General features: G+C 64.9%; 25 protein-coding genes. 18 read left to right on the top strand and 7 right to left on the bottom strand.

All coding sequences use genetic code 11. The annotated features are described in order from the left end of the window. Positions 1–27: 27 nt before the first annotated feature. Positions 28–729, top strand: coding sequence for a helix-turn-helix domain-containing protein (locus tag JJ918_RS12085; RefSeq protein WP_291887582.1), 702 nt, complete (start codon positions 28–30; stop codon positions 727–729). A 196-nt stretch (positions 730–925) separates the two neighbouring features. Here JJ918_RS12085 and erpA read toward each other — a convergent pair whose 3' ends face one another. Continuing rightward, on the bottom strand, positions 926–1,255 hold the full coding sequence (gene erpA, locus JJ918_RS12080; protein ID WP_291887581.1) for an iron-sulfur cluster insertion protein ErpA: 330 nt from the start codon (positions 1,253–1,255) through the stop codon (positions 926–928). 65 nt (positions 1,256–1,320) lie between these two features. On the opposite strand from erpA, the gene JJ918_RS12075 reads away from it, so the two are divergent. From JJ918_RS12075 to serS, 9 genes are all read left to right on the top strand, one after another. Continuing rightward, entirely contained in the window at positions 1,321–2,526 is a 1,206-nt protein-coding gene (locus tag JJ918_RS12075) for a deoxyguanosinetriphosphate triphosphohydrolase (protein WP_291887579.1), read from the top strand. 126 nt (positions 2,527–2,652) lie between these two features. Beyond that, on the top strand, positions 2,653–3,510 hold the full coding sequence (locus JJ918_RS12070; RefSeq protein WP_291887575.1) for an SPOR domain-containing protein: 858 nt from the start codon (positions 2,653–2,655) through the stop codon (positions 3,508–3,510). Beyond that, the gene (gene nagZ, locus JJ918_RS12065) at positions 3,507–4,526 is read left to right on the top strand and encodes a beta-N-acetylhexosaminidase (RefSeq protein ID WP_291887573.1); all 1,020 of its coding nucleotides are present in this window, start codon (positions 3,507–3,509) and stop codon (positions 4,524–4,526) included. The genes JJ918_RS12070 and nagZ overlap by 4 nt, the downstream gene beginning before the upstream one ends. 13 nt (positions 4,527–4,539) lie before the next feature. After that, on the top strand, positions 4,540–5,364 hold the full coding sequence (locus JJ918_RS12060) for a ScpA family protein (protein ID WP_291887570.1): 825 nt from the start codon (positions 4,540–4,542) through the stop codon (positions 5,362–5,364). Then, entirely contained in the window at positions 5,357–6,163 is an 807-nt protein-coding gene (gene scpB, locus JJ918_RS12055; protein ID WP_291887568.1) for an SMC-Scp complex subunit ScpB, read from the top strand. The genes JJ918_RS12060 and scpB overlap by 8 nt, the downstream gene beginning before the upstream one ends. Before the next feature lie 67 nt (positions 6,164–6,230). Continuing rightward, positions 6,231–6,446: a twin-arginine translocase TatA/TatE family subunit gene (locus JJ918_RS12050; protein WP_291887566.1), complete on the top strand. Its 216-nt coding sequence runs from the start codon at positions 6,231–6,233 to the stop codon at positions 6,444–6,446. Between the two features lie 3 nt (positions 6,447–6,449). Beyond that, positions 6,450–6,809: a Sec-independent protein translocase protein TatB gene (gene tatB / locus JJ918_RS12045; RefSeq protein ID WP_291887563.1), complete on the top strand. Its 360-nt coding sequence runs from the start codon at positions 6,450–6,452 to the stop codon at positions 6,807–6,809. A 5-nt stretch (positions 6,810–6,814) separates the two neighbouring features. Next, complete coding sequence (tatC, locus tag JJ918_RS12040; RefSeq protein WP_291887560.1) at positions 6,815–7,633, top strand: twin-arginine translocase subunit TatC; 819 nt, start codon at positions 6,815–6,817, stop codon at positions 7,631–7,633. A 69-nt stretch (positions 7,634–7,702) separates the two neighbouring features. Further along, the gene (gene serS / locus JJ918_RS12035) at positions 7,703–8,977 is read left to right on the top strand and encodes a serine--tRNA ligase (RefSeq protein WP_291887557.1); all 1,275 of its coding nucleotides are present in this window, start codon (positions 7,703–7,705) and stop codon (positions 8,975–8,977) included. Between the two features lie 221 nt (positions 8,978–9,198). Here serS and JJ918_RS12030 read toward each other — a convergent pair whose 3' ends face one another. Both JJ918_RS12030 and JJ918_RS12025 read right to left on the bottom strand, forming a co-directional pair. Further along, positions 9,199–9,465 (bottom strand): type II toxin-antitoxin system death-on-curing family toxin, encoded by a 267-nt coding sequence (locus JJ918_RS12030; RefSeq protein WP_291887554.1) that lies wholly within the window; start codon positions 9,463–9,465, stop codon positions 9,199–9,201. 96 nt (positions 9,466–9,561) lie between these two features. Continuing rightward, positions 9,562–9,789: a hypothetical protein gene (locus JJ918_RS12025; RefSeq protein ID WP_291887551.1), complete on the bottom strand. Its 228-nt coding sequence runs from the start codon at positions 9,787–9,789 to the stop codon at positions 9,562–9,564. Positions 9,790–9,947: 158 nt separating this feature from the next. On the opposite strand from JJ918_RS12025, the gene surE reads away from it, so the two are divergent. The 6 genes from surE to secF all read left to right on the top strand — a co-directional run bounded on the left by surE (position 9,948) and on the right by secF (position 15,641). Further along, positions 9,948–10,742, top strand: coding sequence for a 5'/3'-nucleotidase SurE (surE, locus tag JJ918_RS12020; protein WP_271185197.1), 795 nt, complete (start codon positions 9,948–9,950; stop codon positions 10,740–10,742). A 41-nt stretch (positions 10,743–10,783) separates the two neighbouring features. Then, positions 10,784–11,425: a protein-L-isoaspartate(D-aspartate) O-methyltransferase gene (locus JJ918_RS12015; protein WP_271185198.1), complete on the top strand. Its 642-nt coding sequence runs from the start codon at positions 10,784–10,786 to the stop codon at positions 11,423–11,425. 195 nt (positions 11,426–11,620) lie between these two features. Beyond that, positions 11,621–12,547 carry a M23 family metallopeptidase gene (locus JJ918_RS12010; RefSeq protein ID WP_291887547.1) on the top strand — a complete coding sequence of 309 codons (927 nt, stop codon included), beginning with the start codon at positions 11,621–11,623 and terminating at the stop codon, positions 12,545–12,547. Positions 12,548–12,683: 136 nt separating this feature from the next. After that, positions 12,684–12,986, top strand: coding sequence for a preprotein translocase subunit YajC (gene yajC / locus JJ918_RS12005; RefSeq protein ID WP_271185200.1), 303 nt, complete (start codon positions 12,684–12,686; stop codon positions 12,984–12,986). A 34-nt stretch (positions 12,987–13,020) separates the two neighbouring features. After that, a complete protein-coding gene (gene secD / locus JJ918_RS12000) occupies positions 13,021–14,676 on the top strand; it encodes a protein translocase subunit SecD (RefSeq protein ID WP_291887543.1) in 1,656 nt (551 codons plus the stop codon). Between the two features lie 11 nt (positions 14,677–14,687). Beyond that, the gene (gene secF / locus JJ918_RS11995; protein WP_291887542.1) at positions 14,688–15,641 is read left to right on the top strand and encodes a protein translocase subunit SecF; all 954 of its coding nucleotides are present in this window, start codon (positions 14,688–14,690) and stop codon (positions 15,639–15,641) included. 171 nt (positions 15,642–15,812) lie between these two features. On the opposite strand, the gene JJ918_RS11990 is transcribed toward secF, so the two are convergent. Beyond that, positions 15,813–17,081, bottom strand: a complete 1,269-nt coding sequence (locus tag JJ918_RS11990; RefSeq protein ID WP_291887540.1) for a serine hydrolase — start codon at positions 17,079–17,081, stop codon at positions 15,813–15,815. Positions 17,082–17,174: 93 nt separating this feature from the next. After that, the gene (locus JJ918_RS11985; RefSeq protein WP_291887537.1) at positions 17,175–17,777 is read right to left on the bottom strand and encodes a superoxide dismutase; all 603 of its coding nucleotides are present in this window, start codon (positions 17,775–17,777) and stop codon (positions 17,175–17,177) included. Positions 17,778–17,884: 107 nt separating this feature from the next. Here JJ918_RS11985 and JJ918_RS11980 point away from each other — a divergent pair, with 107 nt between their 5' ends. Together JJ918_RS11980 and JJ918_RS11975 are read left to right on the top strand one after the other, a co-directional pair. Next, complete coding sequence (locus tag JJ918_RS11980) at positions 17,885–18,700, top strand: squalene/phytoene synthase family protein (RefSeq protein WP_291887534.1); 816 nt, start codon at positions 17,885–17,887, stop codon at positions 18,698–18,700. A gap of 87 nt (positions 18,701–18,787) precedes the next feature. Beyond that, positions 18,788–19,483, top strand: coding sequence for an SDR family oxidoreductase (locus JJ918_RS11975; RefSeq protein WP_291887531.1), 696 nt, complete (start codon positions 18,788–18,790; stop codon positions 19,481–19,483). 21 nt (positions 19,484–19,504) lie between these two features. Here the strand turns inward: JJ918_RS11975 and JJ918_RS11970 are convergent, their stop codons facing one another. Together JJ918_RS11970 and JJ918_RS11965 are read right to left on the bottom strand one after the other, a co-directional pair. Continuing rightward, on the bottom strand, positions 19,505–21,337 hold the full coding sequence (locus tag JJ918_RS11970; protein ID WP_291887528.1) for an alpha/beta fold hydrolase: 1,833 nt from the start codon (positions 21,335–21,337) through the stop codon (positions 19,505–19,507). 196 nt (positions 21,338–21,533) lie between these two features. Beyond that, on the bottom strand, positions 21,534–23,498 hold the full coding sequence (locus JJ918_RS11965) for a S9 family peptidase (RefSeq protein ID WP_291887526.1): 1,965 nt from the start codon (positions 23,496–23,498) through the stop codon (positions 21,534–21,536). Positions 23,499–23,504: the final 6 nt, after the last annotated feature.

Raw genomic sequence — 23,504 nt, 5'->3', positions numbered from 1 at the left:
TGCCGAACTGAATTATAAAAAGCAACCATGAAGTCACAAAAAATAACTAACTCGGAATTTCGCGGACCTCCCAAGCGGTATGACGATGCCTGTGCAGCCGCGCATGCCATGGAAATTCTGGGCGAGCGCTGGGCGCTGCTGGTGGTGCGCGAACTGCACACCGGACCCCGGCGGTTCACCGATCTCCGGGCCGCCCTGCCGGGCATCAGTGCGAATGTGCTGACCCAGCGCCTGGAAGGGCTCGAGGCCGCCGGTGTGGTGCGACGGACCGAGCTGCCGCCGCCCGCGGCGTCGAAAGTTTATGAGCTGACAGAATGGGGTGCGCAGAGCGGGCCGATCTTCGAAGCGCTCGGCCGCTGGGCGGCGCGCTCGCCCTGGCACGACGCAACCCAGTCGTTTAGCGCCGCATCCTTCATGCTGTCCCTGCGCACGATGTTCAGCGCCGGCCGGGCCGGAGATCTCGCCGCCACAATCGATTTCCGGATCGGCGTGACCCGGCTGACCTGCCGCATCGCGGACGGCGTGCTGACGATCGGGCCGGGGGAGAGCGCAACGCCCGATCTTGTTCTCACCGGTCCCGGCGAGGCGCTGGCCGGCCTGATCTATGGCGGTGTGCCGCTGGCGGCGCTGGAAGTTGATGGCGTGATCGAGGTGGAGGGCGACAGGGCGCTGGCGGAACGCCTGCCAGGCCTCTTCCCGCTGCCGGATGTGGCGCCGAAGCCGGGCTGATCCTGCTGTTGGCAACAACACGCCCGTCATCCCACGGTCCCTGTGTCAGCAGGGATCCGGGGGACCTCAGCTCGCCGGTTCGAGGAAAGTCACCCACTTGCATGCCCGGCCATCAGGGTAGCGGAGGTCCCCCGGACAAGCCGGGGGATGACGGTGCTTTAGAGGCTGGCAGTGAGGTGGGCGGCAGGCGCCGCAATCAGATCGAGAAACTCGTCCCGCAGCCGCAGGCGGCGGTGGCGTTGGGATTGTGGATCTTGAAGGCAGCGCCGATCAGCTCGTCGACATAGTCGATCTCCGAACCCTCCAAGAAGGGCAGGGAGGCTTCGTCGATCACGACTTTCGCGCCGTCACGTTCGATCAGCTGATCGTCTTCGCGGACATCGGCGTCGAGCGCGAAAGTGTAGGAAAATCCCGAGCAGCCGCCGCCTTCCACGCCCACGCGCAGCAGCGTGCCCGCCGTCTGGCCGGCGAGGATGGTGTTGATCTGTTTGGCCGCGGAGGCCGAGAGGGTCACATTGGCTGTCATGGCAAAACCCGTTGGGGCATTCAGTTTCGCAACGTCATACCGTATATGGACCGCCAAGTGCGCCGATGAAAGGCCCCGATATGACGATTGCGGCGACCGACCGAAGCCGAGCCCCCTTTGCCTGCCATCCGTCGCGGTCCCGCGGCCGCCGGTTCGAACAGCCCGACAGCGCCATGCGCAACGCCTTCCAGCGCGATCGCGACCGGATCATCCACTCGGCCGCATTCCGCCGTCTGAAGGAAAAGACCCAGGTCTTCGTGGCGCATGAGGGCGATCAGTACCGCACCCGCCTGACCCACTCCCTGGAAGTCGCCCAGATCGCCCGCACCCTGGCGCGTACGCTGGGGGCCGACGAGGACCTCGCCGAGGCGCTGGCCCTGGCGCACGATCTGGGGCATCCGCCCTTCGGTCATGAGGGCGAGCGCGTTCTGGCCCAGCGCATGAAGGATTATGGTGGCTTCGACCACAACGCCCAGACTCTTCGCGTCGTGACCAAGCTGGAGGTCCGTTATCCGCAGTTCGAGGGGCTGAACCTGACCTGGGAGACGCTGGAAGGCGTGGTCAAGCATAATGGCCCGCTGCTCACCGAGGCTTCGGGCGAGGCGGACCTGGCCTGGGCTTTCACCGATTACGACGGCTGGCGCGAGCTGGAACTCGACACGCATGCCGGCCTGGAAGCCCAGATCGCGGCCCTGTCCGACGACATCGCCTACAATAATCACGATATCGATGACGGGCTGCGCTCGGGCCTCCTGCAGTTGGAGCCACTGCTGGAACTGCCGCTGGTCGGCGAGATTTTCCGCCGCGTCGAGAAACGCTGGCCCGGCCAGCCGCGCACCATCGTCATCCACGAGGCCGTGCGCGATCTGATCGGCGTCATGGTGGGGGATGTTCTGGAAGAGACGCGCCGGCGGATCGATGCGGCCCGGCCGGAGACGGCGGAGGATCTGCGCCGGCTCGACCAGCCCGTCGTGGCCTTCTCCGAGGAGATGGTGCTGCACCTGGCCGCGCTGCGCCGCCATCTCTTCGCCCATATGTACCGGCACTACAAGGTGAACCGGATGATGAGTCAGGCGGGTCGTGTGATGCGTGATCTGTTTGATCTTTATCTCAACGATCCCGGCGTCTTGCCGACCGATGTTCAGGCGGGGATGCAGGGCGCCGGCACGGCCGAGTCGGCGCGTCATGTCTGCGATTACATCGCCGGCATGACCGACCGGTTCGCCGTTGAGGAACACCGCCGCCTGTTCACGGTTCAGGGATATTTCTGAGCCAGGCTGCCGGATGCGGCCGCACCGGGCTGCACCGGCGCATGAATTGCGGCGCCATCCGGTGCTATCGTTTTTCGCGCGGGAAGCGATTCGCTTGCCGCAAGAGCTGTGAGACGCCAGAGCACGATGACCGACAAGGATGATGACAGCCGCATCGGCGCCTATGCCCCGCCAGCGGACGAGTTCTCCACTTTCGATGCGCGCGAGGAAGACGCGCGCCGCGGCCCGCTGCTGCTGACGGCAGCGCTGGCGGTGTTCATCCTGTTCCTCGGTGTCGTCTGGAGCGCCTATAATCAGGGTCTGCGCGAAAGCGGCCGTGATGGCGCACCGCGCCTTGTTCCGAACGAAGAGCCCTATCGCGAACGTCCGGCCGATCCGGGCGGCGAGGAGACGCCGGACACCGATCTGGAAGTCTATGACCGCCTGACCGGCGACAGCGATGAGGGGGACGGTCCGGTCTCCCTGCGCCCGGCACCGGAAGAGCCGATCGAGGACAGCCGTCCGGCCCTGCGGGTCGAGACGGTCGATGCCGACGAGACCGGCGAGGACGTCACGCCGCGCCCGGCGCCCGAGCGTCCGGCCGAGACCCAGCCCGATCCCGAGCCGCAGGAAACCGCACCGGCGCAGAGCGAGCCGGAGCCCGAGCCTGCTACGCGCGATCCGGAACCCGCCGCCCCGGCGGAAACCCGACCCGAACCCGCACCGGCTCAGACGGCCCCGGCAGTGAACCGCAATGGCGACTGGGTGGTCCAGATTGCCGCCTTCCGCAGCGAAGCCGACGCCGAAGCGGCCTGGGTCGCCTTCCGCACACGCTTTTCCGATATCGCGTCGGGCCTGGCGCCGGATGTGGCGCAGGTCGAGATTCCCAATCGCGGCACTTATCACCGCCTGCGCATCGCGGCCTTCGAGACGCGCGATGATGCGGTCAGCTTCTGCTCGACCCTGCAGGGGCGCGGACAGGACTGCCTGGTGGCGCGCCGATGAGCGGCGTGTCCTCGGCGATCTATGGCCTGGCCGGCCTGACGCTCGATCCGGAAGAAAAGGCCTTCTTCCGCGATGCCGACCCCTGGGGCTTCATCCTGTTCGCCCGCAATGTCGAAGGCGTGCGCCAGCTGTCTCGTCTGACGCTGGAGCTGCGCGATTGCGTCGGCCGGGATGCCCCGATCCTGATCGACCAGGAAGGCGGGCGCGTGGCGCGTCTGAAACCGCCAACCTGGCGGGCAGCTCCTGCGGCCCAGCGTTTCGCCGATCTTTATCTCAGGGACGAGGAAGCCGCGATCGAGGCGACGCGGCTCAATCATCGCCTGCTCGCGCACGAGCTGCGCGCGGTCGGGATCGATGTTGATTGTGCGCCCGTCGCCGACCTGCGCATCGAAGGCGCCGATGCCATCATCGGCGATCGCGCCTTCGGGACGACGCCGGAACCCATTGCCCATCTCGGCCGCGCCGCGATGGAAGGGCTGATGGCGGGCGGTGTCGCTCCGATCATCAAGCATATTCCCGGTCATGGCCGGGCGAAGGCCGACAGCCATCTGGAATTGCCCGTCGTGCCGGAAGAGCACGGCCTGCTGGCGGAGACCGATTTTGCGCCCTTCAAGGCCCTGAACGATGCGCCGATGGCGATGACGGCCCACATCGTCTACGCCGACATCGATGACAGCGCCCCGGCGACCCAGTCGCGCGAGGTCGTTGAAAAGGTGATCCGCGGCGAGATCGGTTTTGACGGTCTCCTGATGACCGACGATCTGTCGATGAAGGCGCTGGAGGGGACGTTCCGCGAGCGTGGTGAGCGGTCCTTGAAGGCCGGATGTGATATGCTGCTCCACTGCAATGGAGACATGGCGGAGATGAAGGCTGTCGCCGAAGGGGCTGCGAGGCTGGACGGCAAGCGCCTGGAACGGGCCGATGCCGCCGCCGCGGCGCGCGGGACGATCGAAGAATTCGACCCGCAGGACGCCGAATCGCGGCTGAATGCCTTGCTTGAACCTGTCACAGGCTAGCGGGGCGGCTTACGTGTCGGAGCGAAACTTGATCGAGGAGTTCGAGGAGGACGTCCGGTTTGAAGCCGCCGAAGAGGCGGAAGCCGACGCCCTGATCGTCGATCTGGACGGTTTCGAAGGTCCGCTCCACCTGCTCCTGGCTCTCGCCCGCAAGCGCAAGGTCGATCTCGCCCGGATCTCGATCCTGGAACTGGCCGAACAGTATCTGCAATTCATGGAAGCAGCGCGCCGCCGCCGGCTCGACCTGGCGGCCGACTATCTGGTGATGGCGGCCTGGCTGGCTTTCCTGAAATCGAAAATGCTGCTGCCCAAGCCCAAGAAGGATGAGGACGAGGCGCCGGCCGAGGTCATGGCCGCGGCGCTGGCCTTCCGTCTGCGGCGTCTGGAAGCCATGCGCGCCGCCGGGGAAGCCCTGTTCGCCCAGCCACTCTTGCACACGGATGTGCATCCCGGCGGGCAGCCGGATGGTGTGCGCTCAACCCGCTCGGTGATCTACGAGGCCGACCTGCACGATCTCCTGTCGGCCTATTCGCGCCGCCGGATCCGGCAGGCGCGCTCGTCCTACCGGCCGCCATCGCCGCGGGTCTACCAGCTCGATACCGCTCGCCAGCGGCTGGACAAGCTGATGCCGGAAATCCGCGACTGGCGGGATCTGGATACCCTGTTGCCGGATATGGGGGAATTGGGCGCCAATCCACCGCCCCTGCGCTCCGTGCGGGCCAGTTCAATGCTGGCCGCCCTTGAAATCACCAAGGAAGGCCATGCACGATTGCGTCAGCGCGAGGCCTATGCCCCGCTCTACGTTCGGGCGGCCGGGGACAACGCAGAGCATGACTGACGACGAAGACGGCAAGACCGGCGACGCGATTTCCGATGCGATCGCGGCGCTGCGCGAACGCGCGGACCGGCAGGGGCCGTCCGTGCTGGCGGATGACGAGGCGTCCAAGGCGCTGGGCGTACATCTGGCGGTGAACACCGAGCGCCAGAATCTGCGCATTCTCGAAGCCCTTCTGTTCGCCGCCAACGAGCCGCTGGACGAGGAGACCCTGATCGGACGTTTGCCGCTCGAGGCGAATATCCAGGTCCTGCTGGCGACGCTGGCTGCCGAATACGAGGAGCGCGGTGTGCGGCTGACGGAAGTCGGCGGGCGCTGGCGTTTCGAAACGGCGCCCGACCTTGCCGATGTGCTCACCGAAGTCCGCCAGGAACCGCGCAAACTGTCCCAGGCAGCCCTGGAGACCCTGTCCATTATCGCCTATCACCAGCCGGTGACGCGGGCCGAGATCGAGGAGATCCGCGGTGTTGCCGTGTCCAAGGGCACGCTGGACCTCCTGTTCGAACTGCGCTGGATCCGGCCGCGCGGCCGCCGCCGCACGCCGGGCCGCCCGATCACCTACGGCACCACCTTGCAGTTTCTTGAATATTTCTCGCTGTCGACGATCGGCGACCTGCCCGGCATGGCCGACCTGAAGGCCGCCGGCCTGCTCGATGCCCGCCTGCCGCCCGATTTCACCGTACCCGATCCCTCACGCGTCGAACAACCCGAATTGATCGAGGATCCGCTGGACGACGAGGAAATTCACGCCTTCCATGTCGACTTCATGGAAAGCGACGACGATCCGGACGGCGCCGCCTGATGCCGGGATTGGACGCAGCGCAGCAAACGCAGTAGATCAGAACGAGTTCTTCAAGTCGGAGGGGCATATGGCTCCGGGTATGTGGCAAATCCTGCTGGTCGTCCTGCTCGCCGTTCTGCTGTTTGGCGGGCGCGGTAAGATCGCTTCCGTAATGGGTGATTTCGCCAAGGGTATCACGAGTTTCCGCAAGGGCCTCAAGGATGAGGACGACAGTCAGTCGGCCTCGAACGAGGCGTCCTCGATCGGCAGCGAAACCCGCGACGACGAAAAGACCGGGAGCTAGGCGATGAGCCCCGGCATCGGCATGCCGGAACTGTTGGTGGTTCTGGTGCTGGCGCTTGTTGTCGTCGGGCCGCAACAGCTGCCTGTGATGATGCGCAAGGTCGGCCAGATGATGGCCCAGATGCGCGCCATGGCGAAGGACTTCCAGAACTCCTTCGAGGAAATCGGCCGCGAGACCGAGCTCGCCGAGCTGCGCAAGGAAATCGAGGCGCTGAAGAAGTCCAACCCGGTCGAGGAAATCCGCGGCGAGGTCGACAAGGTCGCCTATGAAGCGCGCTTCGGCGACGACGAGGTGCGCCGGCAGAAGATCGCCGCGGCGCAGTCGGACAAGCCGGCCAGCCTGCCGGAACGGGGTGACGGTTAGCCGCCATGGGTCATGTCGAGGACGATGAAGTCGAGGCGAGCCGGGCACCGCTGATCGACCACCTGATCGAACTGCGCTCGCGGCTGATCATCATCATTGCCTGCCTGACGGTCGGCTTCATCACCTGTTTCATCTTCTCCAGCCAGCTCTACCAGCTACTGCTCATCCCCTATCGCGATGCTGCCGCGGCCGTGCGGGGCGTGCCGGTGGAGGAGCTGAACCTGACGGCGAATTTCTTCGCGCCGCTGGAATTCTTCTTCGTGCGCCTGAAGCTCTCGCTGGTCGGCGCGATCATTGTCATCTTCCCGGTCATCGCCTGGCAGGTCTACGGCTTCGTCGCGCCCGGCCTCTACAAGAATGAGCGCGGCGCCTTCGCGCCTTTCCTGGCGCTGTCGCCGCTGCTGTTCGGCATCGGTGTGGCCTTCGTCTACTATTTCGTCCTGCCCATGGTGATGCGCTTCTCGCTGGGTCAGGAACAGGTGCCGGAGCTCGCGGGCACACGGATCGAGCTGCTGCTGAACGTGTCCGATTACATGAACCTGATCACCACGCTCATGCTGGTGTTCGGGATTTCCTTCCAGATGCCGGTTTTCCTGATGCTGCTGGCCAAGGCGGGCATCCTGCGGGCACAGACCCTGCTGAAAGGCTGGCGTTTCGCGGTGGTCGGTATCGCGCTCTTCGCCGCCTTTGCGACGCCGCCGGATCCGATCAGCCAGATCATGCTCGGCGGTGCACTCCTGCTGCTCTACTTCGTGTCGATCGGGGCGATGCACCTGATGGAACCGAAAGAGCACGGCGAGGACGAAGACGCCTCTGCCTCCTGATCCGGTTTACGCCGCGCCCGGGCGCGGCTATAGCCGCGTTTTCACCTGTTCCAGACAACGGTTCCAGCCATGCACGATATCAAGCTCGTTCGCGACAATCCCGAAGCTTTCGACCAGGGCCTCGCCCTGCGCGGCCTGGAACCGCAATCCTCCCAGCTGGTCGCCCTGGACACACAGCGCCGCGAAGCCCTGACCAGGCAGCAGGAAGCCGAGACTGAGCGCAATGCACTGTCCAAGCAGATCGGCAAGGCGAAGGCCTCGGGCGATGAGGACGAATTCAACCGTCTGCGCAGCGAAGTCGACCGCCTCAAGATCGTGCTGGAAGAAGCCGGTCAGCAGGCGCGCCATTTCGACGAGACGCTGAGCCAGCATCTCGCTGCGCTGCCCAATCTGCCCGAAGAGGGCGTGCCGGCCGGCGAAGACGAGGCCGGCAATGTCGAACAGCGCCGCTGGGGCACACCGCGCGAATTCGATTTCGAGCCGAAGGATCACGTTGATCTGGGCGAGGGGCTCGGCCAGATGGATTTCGAGGGTGCCGCCGCCCTGTCGGGTGCGCGTTTCGTGGCGCTCAAGGGCCCGCTGGCGCGCCTGGAGCGTGCACTCGCGCAATTCATGCTCGATCTGCACACGTCCGAGCATGGCTATCTGGAAGTCTCGCCGCCCTACATGGTGCGCGACGAGGCGATGTTCGGCACGGGGCAATTGCCCAAATTCGCCGACGATCTCTTCCGCACGACCGACCATCGTTGGCTGATCCCGACGGCTGAAGTGCCGCTGACCAATCTGGCGCGCGAGGCGATCCATTCGGAAAGTGCGCTGCCGATGCGCATGACAGCACATACGCCGTGCTTCAGGGCCGAGGCCGGTTCGGCCGGCCGCGACACGCGCGGCATGATCCGCATGCACCAGTTCCACAAGGTGGAAATGGTGGCGATCGCGACGCCCGACGAAAGTGCGGGCGAGCTGGAGCGCATGACCGGCTGTGCGGAAAAGGTGCTGCAGCTGCTGGGCCTGCCCTACCGCGTGATGCTGCTGTGTTCGGGCGATATGGGCTTCTCGGCCAAGCGCACCTATGACCTGGAAGTCTGGGTGCCGAGCCAGAGGAACTATCGCGAAATCTCGTCCTGCTCGAACTGCGGCGACTTCCAGGCACGACGCATGAATGCCCGCTTCCGCAAGGAGGGCGAAAAGCGTCCGCTCTTCCTGCACACGCTGAACGGTTCCGGCGTGGCGACGGGCCGCGCCCTGCTGGCGGTGATGGAGAATTACCAGAACGCCGACGGTTCGATCACCGTGCCGGACGTTCTGCGTCCGTATATGGGCGGAGTGGAACGGATCGGCTGATCGTTTTCTTCCCCGCGGCACGTGGGGAAGTCGGGCGATGCGGAGCATCGGGTTGAACGGGGCGCGGCCGAGCCTGATTAGACATTCCGCCTGCGCTTCGCTCCAGCGGCCCCTCCGTCTCGCCGCATTGCGGCGATCCACCTTCCCAACTCACGTTGGGGAGGAAAGGGGGACAGGGAAGTCTTCCGGGGACGCGTACCGCAGGTACACGTCCCCATGATTTAGCGCGTTGCGGTATGCGCCCGCAGCCAGGGCTCTAGCTTCTCGAAGCGGAACTCCCCAGTGTCGTAGAGACCGAGGATGAAGTCGATAGACTCGTCGACGGAAACCGTGATCTCCAGACCATTCAGACTGAGGAAGATGTCGACGGACGAGAAAGCTGTTCGCTTGTTCCCGTCGATAAAGGGATGATTCTGCGAAAGGCTCTCCCACAGCGCGGCGGCCTCCGCGATCAAGTCGACGTAGTAGCCCGTCTGTGGGCGACTCAAGCCCCGCTTCGTCCCGGAGGCCGTCGCTGCCGCCAAACATCTCGATCTGACGCCTGTGAATGAACAGGACACTCTGTTTCGTCAAATAGGTGCGGGTCACTCGGCAAGCTTCCGGTAGAGCTTGTCGTATTTCAGTATCGACTGGTCCAGCAGCTCCGCAACGCCGGGCTGAGCTTCCGGCGCGCGCTTCTGGGCCAGCAGCCCGGCAATCGCCTCATCGACCAGCACCCGGAGCTCGCGCCCTTCCGCTTCGGCGAGCGCTTTCAGCTCGGCGAGCTGGGCGGCGTCGAGATCGGCGGAAAAATGTTCGCGGGGCTGGCCCATGATCGACTCCTGAATATCTTTGCCTGTGATATCACGAAATATGCGTTCGTGAAACGTTCCGTCTGGCGGGAATGTGATCGCGAAACTGATGCATTGATTGCCGCCTTGCCGGGAACCCCCTAGAAGCGACCGAAAGAAAGCCGAAGGACGCCCAGCCCATGATCCCTGACAATCCGCGTATTCTGCTCACCAATGATGACGGCATCCGGGCCCACGGGCTCAAAGTGCTGGAGAAGATCGCGCGGGATCTGTCGGACGATGTGTGGATTGTGGCGCCGGCCGAGGAACAGTCCGGTGCCGGGCGCTCGCTGACCCTGCATTCGCCGCTGCGCGTGCGCCAGTATGACGAGCGGCGTTTCTCCGTCTCCGGTACGCCGACCGACTGCGTGCTGATGGGCGTGCAGGACATCATCCCGGGCAAGAAGCCGGATCTGGTGCTGTCCGGCGTCAATCGCGGCCAGAACATCGCCGAGGACGTGACCTTTTCGGGCACGGTCGCCGGTGCGATGCAGGGCATGCAGCTGGGCATCCCCTCGGTCGCGCTGTCGCAGGCCTATGGCTTCAAGAAGGGCGATCCGATCGAGTGGGAGACGGCTGAACTCTACGGTGCGCCGATCCTGCGCCGTCTGTTCGATCTGAAATGGCCCGAGGACGTGCTGATCAATATCAACTTCCCCGACCGCAAGCCGGAGGATGTGACCGAGGTCGAGGTGACCCGCCAGGGCCGCCGCGATCAGCACATCCTGCACGCCGAGCACCGCACCGACCCGCGCGGCATGGATTACTACTGGCTTGCCTTCAAGGGTATCCTGTCCAATCCGCCGGAAGGCGTGGACCTGAAGGCAGTCTATGACGGCAAGATTTCCGTCACCCCCCTTCACATGGACCTCACGCACGGCGAAACTCTGGGCAATCTGAAGCGGATGCTCGGCGGGGTTCCGCCGAAGAGCTGAGCCGCTTGCGCGCAACCGCACGGCATCGAAGGGACGATCCGATGAACCTGCCCGATCCGCGCATGATCCAGCTGGTCATGAGCCTGCGTGGCGGTGGTGTGACCGACGCGAAGGTGATGGGCGCGCTCGAGCGCACGCCCCGCCATCTCTTCGTGCCCGACCGGTTCGGCGACCAGGCCTATGACGACCGGGCGCTGCCGATCGACTGCGGCCAGACCATCTCCCAACCGCTGATCGTCGCCCTGATGACGCAGGCCCTGAAGCTGGACGATCGCTGCAAGGTGCTGGAGATCGGGACGGGGTCGGGCTACCAGGCGGCCGTGCTCGCCCGGCTGGCGCGGCGGGTCTACACGGTCGAACGCTATCGCACGCTGTCGCGCGAGGCCGAGGCGCGGTTCGAGGCCTTGCGGCTGACCAATATCGTCACCCGGATCGGCGACGGTACGCAGGGCTGGCCGGAGCAGGCACCGTTCGATCGCATCATCCTGACGGCATCCGCGCCGCAGCGTCCGGACGCGATTCTCGAGCAGCTCAAGGATGGCGGTATCGCGGTGGCACCGGTCGATCGGGACATCAAACAGGTGCTGGTGCGCTATGTGCGCGAGGGCGATAATATCGTCGAAACGGATCTGATGGATGTGCGTTTCGTGCCGCTTGTGAAGGGCGAGGCGAGGGCGCTCTGATCTGTGACGTGCCGATCACAGTCGTACCCGCTTTTTCGCCCCATTTTCCGCCGCATTGTCAGGCAAGTCTGGACGCTCGCGATGGGGCGTCCATAATAGTTGCCGTCAGGGGTTGAACCGAAGCCTTGGATAACTGGCGGTTAAGCGTTGTCATGGATTGATGGCGCGGTTCGATTCAGGAGCTGGATTCTCGCGATGCGTCTTTCGACAATGACTTGCCTGATTGCGGCCCTGTGCGCGGGGCTTGCCGCCTGCGCGACAACGCCGCGCGAACCGGCACGCGTCGAGAACCGCTATCCTACCAGTGCCAACACGCGCCCCACGCCGCCGGCACGGGTGACGCCGCGCGATTGCGGCAGCGCTTACACGGTGCAGCGTGGTGACACCCTGTCCGAGATTGCGGTGATGTGCAGCGTGCCGATGGAGGAGCTGGCGGCAGCCAACAGTCTCTACCGGCCCTACACGCTGAATGTCGGGCAGGTCCTGTCGATGCCGCGGCCGCTGATGCATGTCGTGCAGCGTGGCGAGAACCTCTACCGGATCGGCCTGCGCTATGGCATTCCGTTCCAGCAGCTGGCCGCCCACAACGGTATTTCTGCGCCCTACAATCTGGAAGTCGGCCAGCAGATCCGGCTGCCGCAGGGGGCGACGGTGGTCAATCTGGCCAGCCGCGATCCGTCGGCCAGTTCCCGCTCGACCGCGGCGTCGCCGCCGCCCGAGCAGCGCCGCCCGCCGGCCACCTCCGGCACGCCCCGGTTCGACTGGCCCGTGCGCGGATCGGTCCTTTCCAGCTTTGGCAACAAGCCCGATGGTGGCCGCAATGACGGCATCAATATCGCTGCGCGTGCCGGCGAAAGCGTCCGTGCTGCCGCCGCAGGCCAGGTCGTCTATGCCGGCAGTGAGCTGGCCGGCTATGGTCAGCTCGTGCTGGTGCGTCATACGGGCGGTTTTGTCACAGCCTACGCCCATAATTCCCGGCTGCTTGTCAGCGAGGGCGACCAGGTCAGCCAGGGGCAGGTCATCGCCGAAGCCGGTTCGACCGGCTCGGTCGACAGGCCGCAGGTGCATTTCGAGATCCGCAACGGCGTCAATCCCGTGGACCCGATGAACTACCTGCGATGACCGCCGGACAGGCCGGTTACAGTCAGGCCTTGTTGCAACACAGCCCTGCACCGATATAGTCCCGCGCTAATCTTTTCCTGGCGCGGGTGGTCCAGCCGGTCCCCGTCGCCCAGCCATCCGGGGTCTTTGCGTTATCATGGAAGCCTTTCTCGCCTCTCCGATCCCCATGCTCATCCTCATGGGCCTGGTGTTCTATTTCCTTCTCATCCGCCCGCAGCAAAAGCGCGCCAAGGAACACCGGGAAATGGTGGAAGGCCTCAAGCGTGGTGACGAGGTCATCACCCAGGGCGGCCTGATCGGCAAGATCGCCAAGGTCGCCGACGAGGAAGTCACGATCGAGCTGTCCGAAGGCGTGAAGGTGCGCGTCGTTCGCCAGACCATCGCCACGGTGCGCGGACGTCCCGAGCCGAAGCCGGCCAACGACGCCAAGTCCGACTGATCTTCAGACCGTCTAGCTGAAAAGGCCGCGCGTCATGCTGCATTTCGGGCGCTGGAAACTCCTCACCATTCTTCTCGTGGTTCTGGCCGGGGCGCTCTACACCCTGCCGAACCTGGTGCCCGAAACGGTGCGCTACCAGATCAACGAGGCGGACGGCAGTCGCGAACCGCGCGGGATCTGGCGCTACATCCCCAGCAGCACCATCAATCTCGGTCTCGACCTTCAGGGCGGTTCCTACATCGTCTTCGAAGTCGACATGAACGAGGTGCGCACGGCCCAGCTGGAAAGCCTGGCAGCCGATGTCCGCCAGACGCTTCGCAACGATCCGCCGCTCCTGCCGCGCTCCGTCGCGGTGGTGGGCGAGGAAGTCGTCGTCCTGATGATCCGCGAGGAACAGCGTGACGAGGCGTTCGAGCGTCTGCGCGAGCTCAACGGCCCGGTGACCACCGAACTGGGTCAGCCCGGCCTGGCGCAGATGTACGACATGCAGCGCGATGGCGAGGATCCCAGCGCGATCCGCATTTCCGTGACGGACGAGCAGTTCACCGCGATCCGCCAGCGCACGCTGAGCCAGTCGATCACGGTGATCCGCCGTCGTCTCGACGGTCTGGGCACGACGGACCCGACGATCGCCCGCTCCGGCGCCGATCGCGTCATGGTCCAGGTGCCCGGCGCCGACGATCCGCAGGAAATCATCGATCTGGTGGGGACGCAGGCTGCGTTGAGCTTCCACCTGGTCGACAACACCATCAATCCGGGACCGAACGGCCAGGCGCGCACGCCGCCGGGACGGACGATCTATCCGGTCGCCAATACCCAGCCGGTGCAGTATCTCGCGGTGGAGACACGACAGCTGCTGACTGGTGAGAACCTCACCCAGTCGAACGTCACGCAGCATCCCAGCTATGTCGGTCCGGTGGTCGGCTTCCGGCTGGATACGCAGGGCGCGCTGATCTTCGGTGATGTGACCCGCAACAATCGCGGCCGCCAGTTCGCCATTGTGCTGGACAACGAGATCATCACCGCGCCGCGGATCAATGAGCCGATCCTTGGCGGTTCCGGTGTCATCGGTGGCGGCTATACCTACGAGACGGCATCGCAGCTGGTCATCCTGCTCAATGCCGGCGCCCTGCCGGCCACGCTCACGCCTGTGGAACAGCGCACCGTCAGCGCCAGCCTCGGCCGCGACCAGATCGAAAGCGGAACGCTGGCAATCGTCATCGGCTTTGCGGCCGTGATCGTCTTCATGCTGGCGGCCTATGGCATTTTCGGCGTCTTCTCGACGCTCGCCCTGCTGGTCAATGTGGTGCTGATCCTGGGCGGCCTGTCCGGGCTGGGCATGACGCTCACCCTGCCGGGCATTGCCGGCATCATCCTGACCATCGGTATGGCGGTCGACGCCAACGTGCTGATCTTCGAGCGCATACGCGAAGAGAGCCGGCACGGGCGCACACCGGCCAATGCCATCCAGGCCGGCTATGAGCGGGCCCTGGCGGCGATCCTCGATGCCAACATCACCACCTTCATTGCGGCGGCCGTACTGTTCATGCTCGGGGCCGGTCCGGTACGCGGCTTTGCCGTGACACTGGGGGTCGGCATTGTGACGTCGGTCTTCACCGCCTTCGTGTTCTCCCGCCTGCTGGCGGTTCTCTGGCTTCGGGCATTCAAGCCCAAGTCGCTGCCGCTGTAAGGGAGGCTGAGATGTCGCTTGCTCTCGTCAAATACCTGCCGGTCACCGGCAATGTCCCCTTCATCCGCATGCGCTTCTTTGCGCTCGGCCTGTCGGCACTCGTGCTGCTGTTCTCGCTGTTCGAGTTCGCCAATGTCGGCATCAATTTCGGTATCGATTTCCGCGGCGGTATCCAGACCGAAGTCGAAACGGCGCCGGAAACCTCGATCGAGGACGTGCGGACCGTCGTGTCGGCGCTGGAGCTCGGTGAACCGCGTATCCAGGAGGCCGGCAATTCGCTGGAGGCCCGCCACACGATCCTGATCGCCCTGCCGCTGCAGCCGGGCGAGGGCGCGGAAGCGGAACGCGCCAACCAGGCTGCGCGCGAAACGCTGGAAGCCGCCATCGCCGAGAACTTCCCGGATGCGCAGCTGCGCGGAACGACTGTCATCGGCGGTGCTGTTTCCGGCGAGCTGGTGGTGACAGGCTTCACCGCGATCGGCGTCGCGCTCTTCCTGATGCTGATCTACATCTGGTTCCGCTTCGAGTGGCAGTATTCGGTCGGCGCCATCGTCGCCCTGATCCACGACGTGATCGCGACGGTCGGCATGTTCTCGGTCACCCAGATGACCTTCGACCTCGCGACGGTGGCGGCGATCCTGACGATTGTCGGCTACTCAATGAACGACACCGTGGTCGTGTATGACCGGATCCGGGAGAATCTTCGCAAGTACAAGAAGATGCCGCTTCCGGAAGTGCTCAACCTGTCGATCAATGACACGCTGTCGCGCACCATCCTGACCTCGGCGACCACGCTGGTCGCGCTGATCTCGCTCTACCTGATCGGCGGAGCATCGCTGGAAGGCTTCGCCTTCGCGATGATCTGGGGCATCGTGATCGGTACCTATTCCTCGATCTTCGTGGCATCGCCGCTCCTGCTCTTCACGCAGGTGCAACGCGACAGCGGCGAGAGCTCCGACCAGTAGAGTATCGTCTCCCGCAGTATTCCGGACACAAACAGGGCCCGCCATCGGCGGGCCCTGTGACATGTCAGGGGGGACATGTGAGCGAGACGGACAGGGGAACAGGGAGGGGCGTCCGTCTCGCCTGTTCAACGCCGCTGTCCGGCATCTCCGTCGCGCGGGTTCTGCACTTTGTCAGTCGAAGGCGAAGCTCGCATAGACCATCGGGCGGAAGACGGCGCTGGTGCGCGGCTCTGCGCGATAAGGACCAGGCTGGATCTGCGTCATGATCACGGCGCTGACATCGGTGGCCGGGCTGATGAAGAAGTCGGTATCGAACATCCCGCCCCAGCTGAAATCGCCGGGAACACCCGCCGGGTCGGCACCCTCGGCCGGCGGCAGGACCACATCGACACCAAAGCCGTAGCTACGGCCCTGCCAGCTCTCGCCCAGCTGCTCGGCCGTGACCTGCGGGCTCGCCATGAGGGCCAGCGTTTCCGGCTCCAGGATCCGCACATCGCCCAGGGCGCCGTCATTGGCGAGCATCATCGCAAAGCGGATATAGTCGCTGGCCGTCGAGACCAGGCCGCCGCCACCGGACGCCCAGTCCGGCATGAAGGCCTCGGCGTATTCGATCAGGCTGCCGTCTTCTGCATGCACGTAGAGCGGCGACATGTCGGCTTCGTCGAAGTTCACATCCTCGAAGAAGAAACCGGTCGCGTGCATGCCCAGCGGCTCGAAGATCTCGGTCTCCATATAGTCTTCGAGCGGCATGCCCGAGGCGACCTCGACCACGCGGCCCAGCACGTCATTGGCGTAGGAATACTGCCAGGTATCGCCGGGATCGTTGTAGAGCGGCAGGGCAGCCAGCTGTTCCATGCGGGCTTCCAGATTGCCCTCGCCGGAATAGAGCGAGTTCTCGATATAAAGCCGACCCAGATCGGTCTGGTTCTCGAAGATATAGCCCAGGCCGGACGTGTGCGTGAGGAGGTGACGAACCGTCATGACGGTCTCTGGCGGACGCGTCTGGATCTCGCCCGCCTCGTCTGCCATCAGGCTGACGGCGACCTCGATATCGGCGAAAGCCGGAATGTAATCGCTGACCGGATCGTCCAGCCCTACCAGGCCGTCCTCGACCAGCATCATCGTCGCCACAGCCGTCACCGGCTTGCTCATCGAGGCGATGCGAACGGGGCTGTCGACCGTGAAGGGCGCACCGGTCTCGATATTGATGAAGCCGGCCTCGCTGATATGGGCGATGCGGTCGCGGCGCGCGATGATCGCGGCATAGCCCGGGCGGGCCTGTTCTGCAGCGAGGGCATCGAGCCGTGCATCCAGCGCTTCGAAGGCGGCAGGATCGAAGCCGAGCGCCCGCGGATCGGGCACGGCTTCGGCAGTTTGGGCATGAGCGGTGAAGCCGCAGGCGGCAAGGGCCAGCGCGGCGGTAGCGGTGCGGAACGCCATTAAGAACTCCCCCTCGGGATTATTATCGACCGAGGGGGAGGTTAGGGCGGGGCCGCCGGGTTGGCGACCCCGAATTCGCCGGGAAATGGCGGATCAGGCGGCGGCGAGGTTCTCGGCCGCGAATTCCCAGTTCACAAGGTGATCGAGGAAGGTGGAGATGTAGTCCGGACGGCGGTTCTGATAGTCCAGATAATAGGCGTGTTCCCACACATCCATCGTCAGCAGCGGCGTCACGCCGGCTTCGGTGAGCGGCGTTTCCGCATTCAGCGTCTTGCGCACATCCAGCTTGCCGTCAGCCAGCACCAGCCAGGCCCAGCCTGAGCCGAACTGCGTTGCGCCAGCCTTGGCAAAGGCGTCCTTGAAGGCATCGAAGGAGCCGAAATCACGATCGATCATCTCGGCCAGCTTGCCCGTCGGGGCGCCGCCGCCATTGGGGCGCATGGACTGCCAGTAGAAGGTATGGTTCCAGATCTGGGCGGCATTGTTGAAAATGCCGGCCTTGTCGGCCGTGCCGGCCGTGTCCTGGATGATGTCCTCGAGCGACTTGGAGGCCATGTCGGTCCCCTCGACGAGGCCGTTCAGATTGTTCACATAGGCGTTGTGGTGTTTGCCATGGTGGAAATCCAGCGTCTCAGACGAGATATGGGGAGCCAGCGCATCTTTTGCGTAGGGCAGATCGGGCAGGGTGAAAGCCATGAGAACCTCTCGTTGGACCAGTGGTGGGACACTATTTGGCCTTTTCGGCCGTCTTTCTATGACCGGACATATGGTGTGGCCGGCGGCTCTGTCTACCGGTAAGTCGCATGCAGGACACTGATTTCGACAAAATGCTGCAATCCTCGGACCCGGACCGGCGCCTTGCAGCGCTGTTCGCGCCGGCACAGGTGCGCGCCCGCCTTTTCGCCCTGTATGCCTTCAATCAGGAGATCGGGCGGATTGCCGAAGCGACCTCGGAAGGCATGATCGGCGAGATGAAGCTGACCTGGTGGCACGACGCGGTCGCCGACCTGTATGCTGACACGCCCAAGGTCCGCCGCCACGCCGTCACGGAGGGGCTGGCCGAGCTGACCGGCATGATTCCCCTCGAGGAGCTGCAGGGGCTGATCGATGCGCGTTTCGACGATATCTCGGCGCGGCCCCATGCGTCGCTGGATGCGCTTCTGGATTATGTCGACGCGACGGCCGGCCGGCTGATGGGCCTCGCCCTGCGCCTGTGCGAGGCGGAACTGGCGCCCGAAATCCTGCAGGCTGCGGGACGGGCCTGGGGGCTCACCGGGCTGCTGCGCGCCTTCCCGGTACGCGCGAAGATCGGACGCGCACCTGTGGGCGGTGACGATCTGTCGGACACGGGCGCGACGCCGGCCATGCTGGCGCAGGGCCTGGGCGAGGATAAGGTGAAGCGCGCGGTGATCCCGGTACGTCGCGCTGCCGAACAGGCGCTGGCCGATCTCAAGGCTGCCGGAGCCTTGCCCGCAGCGGCCCTGCCGGCCACCGGCTATGCGGTCCTGGCGCGCGGCTATCTGGATACCCTGCCGGACAATCCCTACCTGATCGCGCCGGAGCGGCCGCTTCTGCCGCGGCAATTGCGCCTGTCCTGGCTGTCCCTGACGGGACGGTGACATTTCCGGCTGCAGCACTAGAGTTGAAGCCGCGGGCGGGATGGCCCATCACGGTCGCGCTGAATCGGGAACAACGGAGAAGACGACATGTTTCACGCCCTCATCACCGGTGCCAATCGCGGTCTCGGCCTCGAGCACGCCCGGCAATTGCTGGAGCGGGGCTGGCATGTCACGGCAGCGGTGCGCGATCCGGATGCTGCCAGCGAGCTGAAGGCGCTGCCGCAGGGCGAGGGCAAGCTGGACGTGGTGGCGTACGACGCCACGGATCTTGACGCGCCGAAACGCCTGGCCGCTGAAATCGACGGTCCTATTGATCTCCTGTTTGCCAATGCCGGCATGATGTCGCCGGAAACGCGCAGCTTCGGCAGCGCGGCCGGTGAAGCCATGGCGCTGGAATTCCGGGTCAATGCGATCGCGCCGCTGGCCCTGGTCGAGGCGTTCGCCGACAAGGTGGCGGCTTCGGAGATGAAGGTCGTTGCCCTGCAGTCCTCGCGCATGGGCTCGATTGCCGACAACGGCTCCGGCGGCGGCTATGGCTATCGTGGTTCCAAGGCAGCACTGAACGCCATCGGCAAGTCGCTCAGCCATGATCTGGCGGATCGCGGTATCGTCGTCCTGATCCTGCACCCTGGGTGGGTACGCACCGATATGGGCGGTCCGAACGGCCAGCTGACAGTGCAGGAAAGCGTGGAAGGCCAGCTGGACCTGATCGCCCGCGCCTATGGCAATCCGGCGATGTCCGGCCGCTTCTTCCACGTCTCCGGCCAGGACCTGCCCTGGTAGGGCAGGTCCTGCTGTGGCGGGCTATTGCTGAACGCCGATATGTTCGGCGAGGAAGCGTTCCAGGGCGCCATAGACCTCCCGGCGCATCTGCGTGCTCGTCAGCCAGTGGTCGCCATTGTCAACGGCCACAAGTTCCACATCCTTGTGCTCCCGGCGCAGGGCCCGCTGCATGATCTGGCTTTGCGAGAAGGGCACGACACTGTCGTCCCGGCCATGGATCAACAGGATGGGGGCCTGGGCATTCTCGGCAAAATTGGCGGGCGAGATGGCGCGCATGGCGTCTGCGAGGGATTGATCGCCTTCGCCGGTAAAGCGATCGGCCCAGGCGGCGCCAAGCCAGTGGCGGCGGCCATAGCGGTTCTCGACGAGTTCGATGAGTTCCTCGACATCGCTGACGCCCGCAATGGCGACCGCGCAACGGTAGAGGTCCGGCGTGAAGACTGCGCCGGCCAGAGCAGCATATCCTCCGTAGGAGGCGCCCACGATGCAGACCCGGGCGGGATCGGCGATGCCGGCCGTCGTCAGGGCCGCCACCGCGTCGGAAAGGTCGTGCTGCATCACGCCCGTACCCCACTCGCCATGGCCCGCGAATTCCCAGGCATCGCCATAGCCGCCGGAGCCGCGGAAGTTCGGCTGGACCACGGCATAGCCGCGTGAGGCGAGGAAGTGCGCAAGCGGGTCAAACCCGCCCGTATCTCTGGAGGCCGGCCCGCCATGTGGCAGCAGGACGGTCGGGAAAGGCCCTTCGCCTTCCGGCACGGTCAGATAGGCCTCGATCTGGGTTCCGTCGCGCGCCGGATAGGTGATGTGCTGGCGCGGTCGCAGGCTGCCGGCCGGCAGGCCCGCATGAGTCTCGGCAAGCGGATGGATGGCGGGGTTCACCGTATCGAACAGGTAGTAGACCGGCGCCTGGGCCTCGGATTGTGTCAGGAAGAGCACCCGGGAGAGATCGCGCGACCAGCTGATAATGGCCGGGTTCTGGCCGGCCGCAGCCTGGTCCAGCACCGCCTGGATTTCCGCGAAGCGCGGATCGAACCATTCGACCCGCGGAAAAGCTTCATCCCAGCTCACGCCGAGCACCTGCTGCGTGTAGGGATCGGAAATCACGCCGGTGATGTCGAATTCAGGATGTTCGAAAATCGCCCCCGTGATCTCTCCGGTTTCCAGCGAGAAGGCATAAAGTCCGCGGCGGCCCGATCCATTGGCGAAAGTCGTGGTAACGGCAAAGCGGCCGTCCGGCATCTGTCCGGCCAGGCCGAGGCTCGGGCGTTCGATGCCGTTTTCCTCGGAGATGATACGCCAGCCTGATCCGTCGGGGACGCGAATAGTCTCGCGCTGGACCTCGCTCGCATAGTCGATGCGGGCCAGCACCTCGCCATCGGCTCCCATCTGCCAGTCGCGCGTCCAGCGGCTGCCGCGGAAAGCAATGCGGGAACTGCCGGACCGGGGGTCCACGGACATGAGGTTGATGTCGAAATTCTGGTCCAGAAGCGGCACGAAAATGCGTCCACTATCGGCATCGAGGCCGACCAGACGACCGCCGCTGAAATTGATCGCCGCGCGCCGGACATTGCGCAGCAATTGCCGGCTCGACAGGCCGTCCTGGGTGTCGATGGCCACGATGGCGCTGAAGTCGAGCGTCCCGCGCAGGCCCAGATAGGCCGTCACATCGCTGGCCATTAGGAGCAGCATGCGGTCGTCAGCCCAGCGAAGATCGATGGGCCGCACCTCCGACACATCGACCGACTGGCCTTGCTGGTCGACAAGGTCGTGAACAACAAGTGTCAGCCGTCCGTCGGTCTCGGTCGTGAAGGCCAGATGGCGTCCGTCCGGCGAAAGCTCGGCCAGTCGCATGTGCGGCTCCTGGACAAAAGCTTCGAGCGGTTGTGCCAGAGCGCCGCTGCTGCTGACGGCAAACAAAACGGCAATCCACGAAAAAAGACGCTTACAACGCATCGGCAATCCCCTCTGTCCCTGCCGGGAGTTCACGACAGGGGGACAGGCAATACAACCTTTATGTGTAGCTTTGTGCACAAGACGCTGAGGCTTTTCAGTGCGGTGTTTCCTGTCCGATATGCTCGGCGAGGAAGGCTTCTATCTCGCTCAGAACGCGGCGGCGCATCTCGGTGCTCGTCAGCCAGTGGTCGCCGTCATCGAGCGTGATCAGCTGGACGTCGCGGTTTTCCCGCCGCAGCGCGCGTTCCATGATCCGGCTCTGGTCGATGGGAACCACGGTGTCATTGCGACCGTGGATCAGCAGAACCGGCGCGCTTATCCGCTCGGCATGAGCCGCCGGCGAGACGGCCCGCAGCGCGGCTTGTGTCCGGGCCTCGTCGCCCCCCGAAAGACGGCGTTCCCAGCTGTCGAGAATCCAGTGTGACGGTCCGTAACGCTCGCGCACATAGCCCATCATGTCCGGCAGATCGCTGACACCGGCAACGGAGATGCCGCAGGCATACAGGTCCGGTGTGAAGGCGACGCCCGCCAGCGCGGCATAGCCGCCATAGCTCGCGCCGACGATGCAGACCCGGTCCGGGTCGGTAATGCCGGCGTTGACGAGACGATCCACCGCATCGCTGAGATCGTGCTGCATGACGCCGGTTCCCCATTCGCCATAGCCGGCCTCCAGCCATCGATAGCCATAGCCGGAGGAGCCCCGGAAGTTCGGCTGGACCACGGCATAACCCTGCGAGGCAAGGTAGTGCGCGAAATCGTCATATCCGCCGCGATCGCGCGCGGCCGGGCCACCATGCGGCAGAACAACGGTCGGGAACGGCCCTTCGCCTTCCGGCTGAGTGAGGTAGGCCTCGACAGAGACGCCGTCGCGGGCCTCGTAGCGGATATGCTGGCGCGGCTGCAGGACGTCCAGTGTGATGCCGGGATAGGCAGCGCCAAGCAGGTCGATAGACTGTGCCTGGACGTCGTAGAGATAATAGACCGGCGGCATTTCGCCGGTCTCCGCAACAACAACGAAGCGGGTCCGGTTGCGGTCCCAGCTTTGCAGCCGTGCATTCTGGCCGGGCAGGGAGGCGTCTACCACATCCTGCCGCGCTGCGAGATCGGGATCGAACCAGGTGGTTCGCTCGAAATCCTCGATCCAGGCAACGCCGACAACCAGGTTGGTGTAGGGATCCATGACGGTGCGCACATAGTCATACTGTGCGTGTTCGAACAGGGTCTCGCCCAGCTCTCCGGTCTCCAGCGACAGGACGAACAGCCCGCTCCGCCGGTCCGGTGCGTTCTGGCCGGGAACCGGGCGTGTTGACACGGCAAGGCGGCCGTCGGGCAGGAAGCCGCGCAGGGAATAGGACGGGCGCTCACGCTCGTCCTGATCGATCGCGGCCCAGCCACCGCCTTCGCCGGGGATGCGCAGGGTCTGACGGTTCCGGTTGTTGGAATAGTCGATACGCGCTGCCGGCTGGCCGCTCGCATCCACGACCCAGTCCAGTGTGTCACGACTGCCGCGGGCTGCAGTCCGGGCCGTCCCTTCTGCGGGGTCCACGGAAAGCAGGTTGAGCCGCCGGTCGTCATCGAAGGCGGGGATCATCAGGCGTCCCGTCTGCGTATCGATACCAGCAATGCCGGCGAGGTTGAGATTGAGACCGAGCCTGTTCGAACGACGCAGCAGCTGGCGATAGGACATGCCGTCGGCTGTGTCGAAGGCCAGCAGGGCGCGATAATCGACCCGGCCCTCCACCCCCCAGATATCGGTCACCTCGCTGGCTGTGAGAAGGAGGATCCGGTCATTCGCCCAACGCAGGCCATGCGTGCGCAGTTCGTCGATACGGCTGCCCTCGATCTCGCCGCTGGCCAGGTCGCGAACGATCAGAACCGAAACGCCGTCCTGCTCCGTGGTGAAAGCCAGCCGGGTCCCGTCGGGTGACAGCCGGGCGTGCCGCAGGTTCGGTGCTTGCACAAAGGCCTCGATGCCGGGCTGCCGTGCTTGTGCAGGCGACAGGCAGGACACCAGAACGCCGATCATGGCCAGAACGGCAAGTATACGAAAACGCGACATGTTTAC

This window comes from Maricaulis sp. (genome assembly GCF_017642925.1).
Taxonomy (GTDB): Bacteria; Pseudomonadota; Alphaproteobacteria; order Caulobacterales; family Maricaulaceae; genus Maricaulis.
The sequence above is the reverse complement of the archived record's forward strand: the minus strand, read 5'-3'. Positions and strand labels throughout refer to the sequence as shown.

Coding starts and splice junctions, on each gene's coding strand:
- JJ918_RS11985 (WP_291887537.1), bottom strand. CDS start 17,777: ATGGCTTTCACCCTGCCCGATCTGCCCTACGCAAAAGATGCGCTGGCT.
- JJ918_RS12085 (WP_291887582.1), top strand. CDS start 28: ATGAAGTCACAAAAAATAACTAACTCGGAATTTCGCGGACCTCCCAAG.
- JJ918_RS12075 (WP_291887579.1), top strand. CDS start 1,321: ATGAAAGGCCCCGATATGACGATTGCGGCGACCGACCGAAGCCGAGCC.
- JJ918_RS12010 (WP_291887547.1), top strand. CDS start 11,621: ATGCGTCTTTCGACAATGACTTGCCTGATTGCGGCCCTGTGCGCGGGG.
- JJ918_RS11990 (WP_291887540.1), bottom strand. CDS start 17,081: ATGGCGTTCCGCACCGCTACCGCCGCGCTGGCCCTTGCCGCCTGCGGC.
- JJ918_RS11975 (WP_291887531.1), top strand. CDS start 18,788: ATGTTTCACGCCCTCATCACCGGTGCCAATCGCGGTCTCGGCCTCGAG.
- erpA (WP_291887581.1), bottom strand. CDS start 1,255: ATGACAGCCAATGTGACCCTCTCGGCCTCCGCGGCCAAACAGATCAAC.
- secF (WP_291887542.1), top strand. CDS start 14,688: ATGTCGCTTGCTCTCGTCAAATACCTGCCGGTCACCGGCAATGTCCCC.
- JJ918_RS12015 (WP_271185198.1), top strand. CDS start 10,784: ATGAACCTGCCCGATCCGCGCATGATCCAGCTGGTCATGAGCCTGCGT.
- JJ918_RS12025 (WP_291887551.1), bottom strand. CDS start 9,789: ATGGGCCAGCCCCGCGAACATTTTTCCGCCGATCTCGACGCCGCCCAG.
- tatC (WP_291887560.1), top strand. CDS start 6,815: ATGGGTCATGTCGAGGACGATGAAGTCGAGGCGAGCCGGGCACCGCTG.
- JJ918_RS12070 (WP_291887575.1), top strand. CDS start 2,653: ATGACCGACAAGGATGATGACAGCCGCATCGGCGCCTATGCCCCGCCA.
- JJ918_RS11965 (WP_291887526.1), bottom strand. CDS start 23,498: ATGTCGCGTTTTCGTATACTTGCCGTTCTGGCCATGATCGGCGTTCTG.
- scpB (WP_291887568.1), top strand. CDS start 5,357: ATGACTGACGACGAAGACGGCAAGACCGGCGACGCGATTTCCGATGCG.
- yajC (WP_271185200.1), top strand. CDS start 12,684: ATGGAAGCCTTTCTCGCCTCTCCGATCCCCATGCTCATCCTCATGGGC.
- tatB (WP_291887563.1), top strand. CDS start 6,450: ATGAGCCCCGGCATCGGCATGCCGGAACTGTTGGTGGTTCTGGTGCTG.
- JJ918_RS12050 (WP_291887566.1), top strand. CDS start 6,231: ATGGCTCCGGGTATGTGGCAAATCCTGCTGGTCGTCCTGCTCGCCGTT.
- nagZ (WP_291887573.1), top strand. CDS start 3,507: ATGAGCGGCGTGTCCTCGGCGATCTATGGCCTGGCCGGCCTGACGCTC.
- JJ918_RS11970 (WP_291887528.1), bottom strand. CDS start 21,337: ATGCGACTGGCCGAGCTTTCGCCGGACGGACGCCATCTGGCCTTCACG.
- JJ918_RS11980 (WP_291887534.1), top strand. CDS start 17,885: ATGCAGGACACTGATTTCGACAAAATGCTGCAATCCTCGGACCCGGAC.
- secD (WP_291887543.1), top strand. CDS start 13,021: ATGCTGCATTTCGGGCGCTGGAAACTCCTCACCATTCTTCTCGTGGTT.
- serS (WP_291887557.1), top strand. CDS start 7,703: ATGCACGATATCAAGCTCGTTCGCGACAATCCCGAAGCTTTCGACCAG.
- surE (WP_271185197.1), top strand. CDS start 9,948: ATGATCCCTGACAATCCGCGTATTCTGCTCACCAATGATGACGGCATC.